Below are 9,388 nucleotides of genomic sequence, written 5' to 3'. Positions count from 1 at the left end.
ACACCAACTCCCGCACCTGTACCAACACCAACTCCCGCACCTGTACCAACACCAACTCCCGCACCTGTACCAACACCAACTCCTGCACCTGTACCAACACCAACTCCCGCACCTGTACCAACACCAACTCCCGCACCATTCGTAACGCCAACACCGGCACCAACAACAGCAGAAACACCGACACCAACACCGACGCCAACACCAATAACTAATAACATCCCTAACGATGACTGCATCTGCGATGAAATTAACTATCCCAACTTAAACCAACCGAATTTAGTTGAAAACACCATACTCGGTGTATCGGGAATTAAAATAGGCACTGCCCAAAACGATGAATTACTTGGCAGCAACAGCGGCAATATATTCGATGCCACATCAGGGGATGACAACTTATATGGTGGCGACAGCAGCGACATCCTCAACGGCAACAAAGGCAATGATTTTATCAGCGGTGGCCAAGATGACGACATCCTATTCGGAGATGAAAATAATGACATCATCCTTGGCGACTTGGGCAGCGATTTAATCTGTGGAGGCAAAGGCAATGACTCCCTAAATAGCCGCGAAGGTAATGACATCGTTTATGGGAATAGAAATGATGACTTCATAGATGGCGGTAAGGATAATGACACCTTATTCGGAGGCAAAGGTGATGACATAATCCTTAGTAGTCAAGGTGATGATTACCTGTTTGGAAACCAGGGTTCGGATACCATCTGTGGCGGTGCAGGCAATGATTTCATCAGCGGTAATGAACAAGCAGATATCCTGGGAGGGTGTGAAGGAAATGATACTCTTTACGGAGGCGAAGATAACGATACTCTCACTGGTTGTCAAGGTGATGATATTCTTTACGGAGACTTGGGCAATGATAGTTTGATTGGGGGTAGCGGTAACGATATCTTTGTCTTAAAAGCCGATCGAGGATTTGACACGATCGCTGATTTTACAATCGGTCAAGATTCGATCGCCCTAACCGGAGGTTTGAGTTTTAGCCAGTTAGCAATCACTCAAAATACTCAGGGAACCCTCATCAAGAATCTCTTGACAGGAGAGGAGTTAGGTGTGATGATTGGAGTGAGTGCCAATGCGATTACATCGGCTAATTTCCGGTTGATTTAGGGAAGCAAAGAAAAGTACGATCGCCCCTTCGATCCAAAAGGGATCTCGCACTTCTACCAATTTTAAAAGGTCTAGCAAAAATTTAACGATTATTCATACTTTCTGCCGCGCCACTGAGTAGGCTGATTTAAAGCAGAAATGAGAATACGCAAAAACGCCAGCGGATCGGCTAAAGGTGACAGCCAAAACAGCCATTTACCAGATGCCTGAGTTGTATCGTAGGAAGGTGCTATTGCGAAACACAAAGCCGATCGCACCGCAACCAAAAATACATTCAATCCCAACAGCCAAAAGTGGGGAAATACACCAACCGGCGGCAGCGAACCAAACAGCAAATAGCACAACACAATCGGTACCGGCAAACCTTGAACCGCCAGCAACAGCCACAAATCGCCCCAAATTTGACCGCCAGAAGCAGCATCTTTCAAATCCAGCGATCGACCCCATTCATTCCAAGTCTCGATCGCCCCCTCATACATCCGCACCTTCAACACCTTAGCCCCATCCAAAAAGCCCACCTTAAAGCCCTTAGCAGCAGCATAGCGAGCCAGAGTCACATCATCGCAAAACGAACCCCTCGCGACCTCATAGCCCCCCAATGCCACCAAAACCTCGCGCTTGCAGAGAAAACACTGACCGTTCGCCATCACCCGTTCCGGCACATCCCCGCCAGTCCCCGTCGGCCCGAACCGATAAACCAAAGTCATTAACAAAGCAGGTTGCAGCCACAACTCCCCCGGATACTTGAGGATAAACTGCGGCGACAGCGAAATCAAATCGTAATTTCCAGCTTTCGCCGTTTTGAGTAAACTCGCCACCAAACCCGGATGCGGCACAGTATCCGCATCTATCCCCAAAATCCACTCGCACTTCTCGGAACTTGCCAAAAAACCCGCATTCAGCGCCCAGGGACGCCCTACCCAACCCGCCGGCAGCGGATCGTCGTTAATCAAGCGAAACCGGGGGTCTTTTTGTGCGGCTGCTTTGACTAAATCTCCGGTTCCGTCTACCGAATAGCTGTCAACCACGATCGCTTCTCGGAGTTCGTAACTTTGGCTGGTTAATCCTTCCAAACAAGGCGAAATTCGATCGGCTTCGTTCAAAGTCGGTACTACCGCAGTACAAGCACCTAACAAATCCAGCGTCGGCGAATCCGGTTCCAGGGGCGGGATGCGCGATGGGCCTTTAATCAGACGCGACATAAGAATGGCTGCGGCGGGCAATTGCAGCAGCAGGAGTGCGACAGGGATGAGACTTGTCAGCGGTTGGGACAACAGGTGAGGGGCGATCGGCAAAACCATACTATTGAAGAATTGAAGAATTTGGAATGATTTACTGGATCTGGGTTGAGAGCTTATTTACAGTTGATTTTTTTGGTAACTAATATGAATTTAAAAAATTTAATAAAATTTTGACCTCAAACATATTACAGGAATTGGGAAGGAAAAAATCGCCGCTGAAAAACCCGGTTTCTTGTAGAAACCGGGTTTTTAAACTAGCTCAAAAATTAGTGTAAGTTTTTGCTAAATCAGCCGCTGTTGCTCACTAGCAACTCACTTACGCAAAACGCCCACGGGCTGAGGTGGAATTTCAGCCGCGAGCACAGATGTCTCCAAAGACGGCATTGTTTCTGTTACGTAACCTGCTGCGGGTTTAGCGATCCAGCTTAACGCGATCGCCGGAACTACGCCCAGAAGCACCGCTAGCGATGTCGGGAACCAGAACCGAGAATCCAAGGAAGTTACAGTGATAATTGCTCCGAAAGCAAAGTTGACCAAATAAACAATTAAGGGCAAACCCAATTCCGAGCGCTCTAGTTGAATCGGCATTTTTCTCCACAAGAAAGCTGCTACAGACATAAATAGCGCCCCCGTACCCATCCACCCAGCCAAATTGCGGTAAGGCATCCCAAAGAAAGCGCCAAGTTCCTCAAACTCCCAAAAAGGCACAGAAGTTTGGCTCATCGCCGGATCTAGTACAAAATCCCAAGCTGTTAGCAGCAAAGCACCAAGGGCGATCGCCCCTATTTGGCGCACCCAGTTGAGCTTACCTTTACCAACCGCTACTCCAGCGCGAGCAATTACATAGGAAACCAGTCCCAGATAAAACCACGAGAGGGGAATTGTAAACGGAACCAGCCCTGCAATTTTGTAACCCAAACCGCTCAAATAGTGGTAGTTGCCGAAAGGAAAACCCGTACTCGTTCCCAACAACTCGCTACTCAAGGACAAAAACACAGAAGGCAGTAAAAAAGCCAGAGTTGCACCCCAACCCAACGTCCGCAAGGAATAGAGAGCAACTGCTGCTGCACCAAAGATGATATAAACTACTCCACCCCCAGCCATCCCCCACTGGAATAGCGTTTGCCCTGCTGGTGGCAAACTCATCACCAATTCGGGACGGGGTAAAATCAGCAACAACCCTGCCAATCCAAAAGCCATTGACAAGACGTGGGCAATCAGGCAAAAGCGCTCAGCAATCAAAAGTTGCTTCATGGGACTCCTCGAAAAAAGATTAGATGCAGAAAGCACTTCCTAACAGTTTACAAATCTTTAACAAAAAACGAACACGAACTGGCGATCGGCATTTTTCCAAGACTTACACCCTGGGCCGAGAAACCCGGTTCCTGACTGACTACCTCGTTGCTAAACCCCTTATTTTTCTAAGAAACCCGGTTTTTTGGCGAGGGATTGGTGGCAGAAGTGCCGAATGCCCTTCTTCCCTCGGACTTCTATCCGTTATAGAACCCATTTGAGATCTGTTGTTATAACCGTAAGCCTTGTGCCATTGGGATTTCAAATCTTTGGCCGCCATCGCCCCATGATTTCTCGTCTTGTGGCTATTGAGTTATGTGAGACAGCTTGTTTGTCCGCCTTATTTTTTAAGAAAAGATCCAAAATGGGTTCTATAAAGCTAGTTCGATGCTCTGTTTGGGCTGGAAATTTGTTTAAGTTCCGCGAACTTCAATCAATACAAGCAGTGAATCTAAACATCTCGTAAGTACAAGACGGTCGATGGGGTTTAAGAACTCCTTCTTAAGGGAGATCGGCCTGCTTACTTTTTGGCGGATATTGAATATGACAGATGCCATGTACTTAAACTGTATGAAATCTTCTAAAAGTTCGGTGTCCAAACAATGTGTTGTACTGGTGCAACCAGAGGTTAGCCATCTTATTCGTGAACTTCGGCAACTAACCCAACTGACCCAAGTGCAACTCGGAGAATCGCTGGGTGTTGCTTACGAGACGATTAATCGTTGGGAAAATAAACGCATTCAACCTTCCCCTTTAGCCTTAAGGCAAATTCGGACGCTGGTTGCGGAACTGGGTCAATCCTCTTCAATCGTCGTTCGAGAGGGCAGCAAAAAGCTTTTCGCTCAGTATTTTTCAGAGAGGTAGGGTGTGTGAGTGATGCAGTAGAGGAGGCCGATCCTAAAAACTTATTTGCAGGCGACAGCGAGATGGCGATGTTGATGCGATCGCACGATTGGTCGCAAACACCGCTGGGTGCTGTCGAAACCTGGTCGGACAGCGTGAAAACGGCTGTGCAAATCATGTTGACCGAACTCGATCGAACCCAGCAGCCAGACAAGACGCAGCTAGAATCTAATCTGCCACAGGAGCGCCCCTCAACAGATGTCTTGCCTCAAACTGCCCAAGCCGATGCGTTTCGAGTCAGGCTCACCAATGGGCTGCGCCCGCTGACTGATGCCAATGAGATTCAGGCAACCGCTGCCCGCATTCTGGGCGATTCTCTAGGAGCAAGCCGCGTCATTTACATTGAGGTGTTACCTGGTGGCAAGGAGGTCATCGTTCATAAAAACTACACGAACGGCGTTGCCGAATTGAGCGGGCTGTACCATCTGGAAGACTTCGGACGCAACCTCACAGATGACCATCGAGCGGGGCGAACAGCGATCGTTCCCGATGTGGCAAACTACTCTAAATACACAGCTAGCCAGAAGGCAATGTATCAAAAGATCGACATTGCTGCCCATATCGACGTGCCCCTGATTAAGAACGATCGATTTGTCGCCTTGCTAGCGCTGCATCAGGCAAACCCTCGTCCGTGGACGAAAGATGAGGTAAAACGAGTCGAGGAAACAGCAGAGCAAACGTGGGCAGCCGTCGAACGTGCCCGTGCTGAAGCCGCATTACGCGAGAGCCGCACCGAACTCGAAGGGCAACTGCGGAAATTCGATGCCATCGTCGCTGCGATTCCCGATTTTATTTACACCTTTAATTTGGCGGGACGGTTCACGTATGTCAGTCCGGCGTTGCTCAATCTTTGGCTGAAAACTTCGGATGAAGCTTTGGGAAAGAACTTTTTTGAGCTGGATTATCCTACCGATTTAGCGACACGACATCAGCAACAGATTCAACAGGTGATCGCCACCCGCCAGCCGCTCAAGGATGAATCGCTCTACACTAGCGCAATCGGCACACGCGCCTATGAATACATTTTTGTACCGCTTTTAGGGATAAACGGCGCAGTAGATGCCGTAGCAGGCGTGACGCGAGACATCACCGAGCGCAAACGGGCAGAACAAGCCTTGCGCGAAAGCGAGGAGCAGACTCGGAATATTCTGGAGAGTATCGCTGAAGCCTTCTTTGCCCTGGATGATAACTGGCGCTTCACCTACGTCAATCGATCTGCCGGGGCACTGCTCGATCGCGCTCCAGGCAATTTGATTGGCAAAAATTTATGGGAAGAATATCCAGGACTGATTGGCCATGAGTTGGAGCAGATTCACTGGAGCGCCATGCGCGATCGTGTGGCTGCCTCAATGACCGCGTTTTACCCGCATCACGATCGCTGGTACGAAGTTCGCACTTACCCCGCTCCAAACGGTATTACCGTTTATTTCAAGAATGTTACCGAGCAGATTCAAACTGCCGCAACTCTGCGTCAATCTGAAGAACGCTACCGAACTCTATTTGAGTCGATCGACGAAGGTTTCTGCATTATTGAAGTGCTCTTTGACGAAAATGATACGCCGATCGACTACCGCTTCTTAGAAATCAATCCCACCTTCGAGCAGCAAACGGGACTTCAACAAGCAGTCGGTAAAACAGCGCGTCAGTTAGTTCCAGATTTAGAAGACCATTGGATTCAGATTTACGGTCAAGTTGCTCTCACGGGTGAACCGACTCGCTTTGAAAATGGCTCTGAACCAATGAACCGATGGTTCGATGTCTATGCCTGTCGTATGGGTGAGCAAGAGGCACGAAAAGTCGCTGTTGTCTTCAAAGATATTAGCGATCGCAAACGCGCAGAAGAAGTTTTGCGGCGAAACGCTGAATTTAATGCTTTCCGTGTCTCTCTCGCAGACGCACTCCGCCCCCTTGCCGATCCAGGGGAGATTCAGGCTACAGCCAGCCGCGTGCTGGGCGAATATCTCGGCGCGAACAGGGTAGCGTACTTCGAGGTTCGCGGCGCTGATTACGTCGTCGAGCGCGATTACGTCAATGGAGCTGAACCACTCGCTGGCGGTTACTCGGTGGATTCGTTCGGCCCCAAGCTGCTCGCGGCGTACCGCAGTGGTCGCGCCGTGTCCGCGTCCGATGTGGAAGCCGATCCCAACCTATCCCCAGATCAGCGATCGGCTTACGCCGCAATCCAGATCGGTGCCTACATCGGCATACCCCTGATCAAGGAGGGCGAATTCGTAGCTGGGCTGGCAGTCCACACATCAGGTTCGCGAGCTTGGACGCCGGACGAGGTGTCCTTGGCGGAAGAAGTAGCCGATCGCACTTGGGCGGCAGTCGAACGCGCCCGCGCCGAAGCAGCTTTGCGCGACAGTGAGGAGCTAAAGCAACGCATTCTGGAAAGCAGTAAGGACTGCATTAAAGTTTTGACGCTCGATAGCGAAATCGTCTATATCAGCACAGGCGGGTTGCGCCTGTTGGAAATCGACGATCCAACGCTCGTTCTGAACGCCTGCTGGCTTGACTTGTGGAAAAGCGAAGATTATGAAAATGCCAAGAGAGCGATCGCGGCTGCCAAAGCAGGCAATACAGGTCAGTTTCAAGGCTATCTCCCCACTTACAAAGGCACACCGAAGTGGTGGGATAGCATCATCACGCCCGTGCGGAATACCGCTGGGGAGGTGACTCAACTTGTGGCAATTTCCCGGGATATCACGAAGCAAAAGCAAGCTGAAACTGAACGGGAACGACTGCTGGCGCAAGAGCAAGTTGCACGAGAAGCTGCAGATCGCGCCAACCAGATTAAAGATGAGTTTTTGGCGGTGCTGTCCCATGAATTGCGATCGCCGCTCAATCCGATTCTCGGCTGGTCCAAGCTATTGCAGCAGGGAAAATTAGATGCGGCAAAAACGACAATGGCATTAGAGACAATCGAGCGTAACGCCCGACTCCAAGTGCAACTGATTGACGATCTGCTCGACATCTCCCGGATTTTGCGCGGCAAACTCAGTTTAACCGTGATGCCTGTCGATCTCAGTGCCGTCATTTCTGAAGCCCTAGAAACGGTTCGCTTGGCCGCAGAAGCGAAAGCCATTCAAATTTATACAAAGATTTTACCCAGTGTTGGCATCGTAATCGGCGATGCTGGGCGGTTGCAGCAGGTGGTCTGGAATCTGTTGTCTAACGCAGTCAAATTTACACCTCACCAAGGACAAGTCGCTATCACCCTCACTTTGGATGAAACGCACGCTCAAATTCAAGTTACCGATACTGGCAAAGGGATTCGCTCTGATTTTCTGCCCTATGTCTTCGAGCATTTTCGGCAAGAAGATGGAGCCACCACCCGCAAGTTTGGTGGATTGGGATTAGGACTGGCGATCGTGCAGCAAATTGTGGAATTGCATGGGGGAACAGTCACGGTTGATAGCTTTGGTGAAGGACAAGGAGCTACGTTTACAGTTCGCATTCCGCTTGCGCCCCGCTATCGTGAACTACCAGCGATCGAGCAGCCACACGACTCAACCGGAGATTTAAGCGGCATTCATGTCTTAGTCGTGGATGATGATGCAGACTCACGGGAGTTTGTGGCATTTGTTCTAGAACAAGCGACTGCGATCGTCACCGCCGTTGCCTGTGGAACCGAGGCACTCCAAGCTTTCTCTCAAGCAGTTCCAGACATCATTGTCAGTGACATTGGGATGCCAGAAATGGATGGATATATGCTGCTGCGTCACATTCGTAGCCTGCCACTAGAACAAGGCGGACAAATTCCCGCGATCGCCCTCACTGCCTATGCTGGAGAGATGGATCGACAGCAGGCGATCGCAGCAGGCTTTCAACGTCACCTTGCCAAACCTGTTGACCCCGAAGCAGTGGTCGCGATTATCACAAAATTATTATCATCAGAAAATTGGGTCTGAAACCCCGTCCTTCTAGGACGGCTTTACAAATTTTTCAGTATAATTAAAAAGGTCCTTGACCCACCCGAGACGATGGATTCAGACAGCCTAACGAGCGAAGTCCAGTAAAACTGGCGGCGCAGACAAATCGGTAGACCGGGAAAAGAGGATAGGGCAATGGACAGTCCACCCCTAGAATCAACCAAACACATGAGAACTCCTTTTTTGGATTTCGACACATAAGAACCGCAGGGCTTGCGGGGATAGTCTGTGGAGCGAACGTAAGGCCATAAACTCCTTGAGGGTGGAGGCAGTTGCTATGAAGCAGAAACCTAAATCGTGAGGTTTAGGAATCACCGTTCGTTTTACGGCGGTGAGGATGTCAACAGGCTAAATCAGGCAAACTAAACGCCACCTAGCTCTCAAATCTTGCCTAATTAAGCTGGGAGGGCGACAAAGAGGCCGAGAAACTATATCTAATCAGAGTTGCAGCCCGTATCCCCTGTTAATAAACTCGACTTCCCCCATACAAATGTACTAACAGTGCTAAAACTCTTACTCAACAAAGGATGCAACTGTTGAGTAGAAAATCTGTACCCATTCATAGAACCCATTTGATATCAATTCCGGCTGCACCGGAATGATAAGCGAGGACACCGCGAGAGACTAAGTCCCTACAATCGATCGCGGTAGGGAAACGGCACTGCCGTGTCCTCCGTTTATATCATTCCGATGCTAACGGAATTGATATAGCCTTTCTCAGAAAGATGAGGTACTATCCGGCATAGGGCATAGGGTATAGGGCATAGGGCATAGGGCATAGGGCATAGGGCATACCTCACTTTTTTGAGAACCGCTATAAGCTGATACGCAGCTAGATTGTATAATATAAATATAAAATAAGCGCTCATTAGTTAGAATGTATGCCAGCCAAAA

At 49.6% G+C, this 9,388-nt stretch carries 5 protein-coding genes; 3 read left to right on the top strand and 2 right to left on the bottom strand.

Going from position 1 to position 9,388, the window contains the following annotated elements:
• Positions 1 to 1,125 (top strand): calcium-binding protein (locus tag QUA78_RS05600; RefSeq protein ID WP_333398646.1); only part of this gene is annotated, 1,125 nt, incomplete at its 5' end.
• An 89-nt stretch (positions 1,126 to 1,214) separates the two neighbouring features.
• Here QUA78_RS05600 and cruG read toward each other — a convergent pair.
• Positions 1,215 to 2,426, bottom strand: coding sequence for a 2'-O-glycosyltransferase CruG (gene cruG / locus QUA78_RS05595; RefSeq protein ID WP_333303922.1), 1,212 nt, complete (start codon positions 2,424 to 2,426; stop codon positions 1,215 to 1,217).
• Positions 2,427 to 2,678: 252 nt separating this feature from the next.
• Positions 2,679 to 3,620 (bottom strand): gamma-carotene 1'-hydroxylase CruF, encoded by a 942-nt coding sequence (cruF, locus tag QUA78_RS05590; RefSeq protein ID WP_333303923.1) that lies wholly within the window; start codon positions 3,618 to 3,620, stop codon positions 2,679 to 2,681.
• A gap of 582 nt (positions 3,621 to 4,202) precedes the next feature.
• Between cruF and QUA78_RS05585 the strand changes: the two genes are divergently transcribed.
• Positions 4,203 to 4,523 carry a helix-turn-helix domain-containing protein gene (locus QUA78_RS05585; protein WP_246276864.1) on the top strand — a complete coding sequence of 107 codons (321 nt, stop codon included), beginning with the start codon at positions 4,203 to 4,205 and terminating at the stop codon, positions 4,521 to 4,523.
• 62 nt (positions 4,524 to 4,585) lie between these two features.
• Positions 4,586 to 8,473 carry a PAS domain-containing protein gene (locus QUA78_RS05580; protein WP_445302384.1) on the top strand — a complete coding sequence of 1,296 codons (3,888 nt, stop codon included), beginning with the start codon at positions 4,586 to 4,588 and terminating at the stop codon, positions 8,471 to 8,473.
• Positions 8,474 to 9,388: the final 915 nt, after the last annotated feature.

Origin of the sequence: Microcoleus sp. K4-B3 (assembly GCF_036704615.1) — a bacterium.
Lineage (GTDB): Bacteria > Cyanobacteriota > Cyanobacteriia > Cyanobacteriales > Microcoleaceae > Microcoleus.
This window is presented reverse-complemented; position numbering and strand designations above follow the sequence as displayed.

Coding starts and splice junctions, on each gene's coding strand:
- cruF (WP_333303923.1), bottom strand. CDS start 3,620: ATGAAGCAACTTTTGATTGCTGAGCGCTTTTGCCTGATTGCCCACGTC.
- cruG (WP_333303922.1), bottom strand. CDS start 2,426: ATGGTTTTGCCGATCGCCCCTCACCTGTTGTCCCAACCGCTGACAAGT.
- QUA78_RS05580 (WP_445302384.1), top strand. CDS start 4,586: ATGGCGATGTTGATGCGATCGCACGATTGGTCGCAAACACCGCTGGGT.
- QUA78_RS05585 (WP_246276864.1), top strand. CDS start 4,203: ATGACAGATGCCATGTACTTAAACTGTATGAAATCTTCTAAAAGTTCG.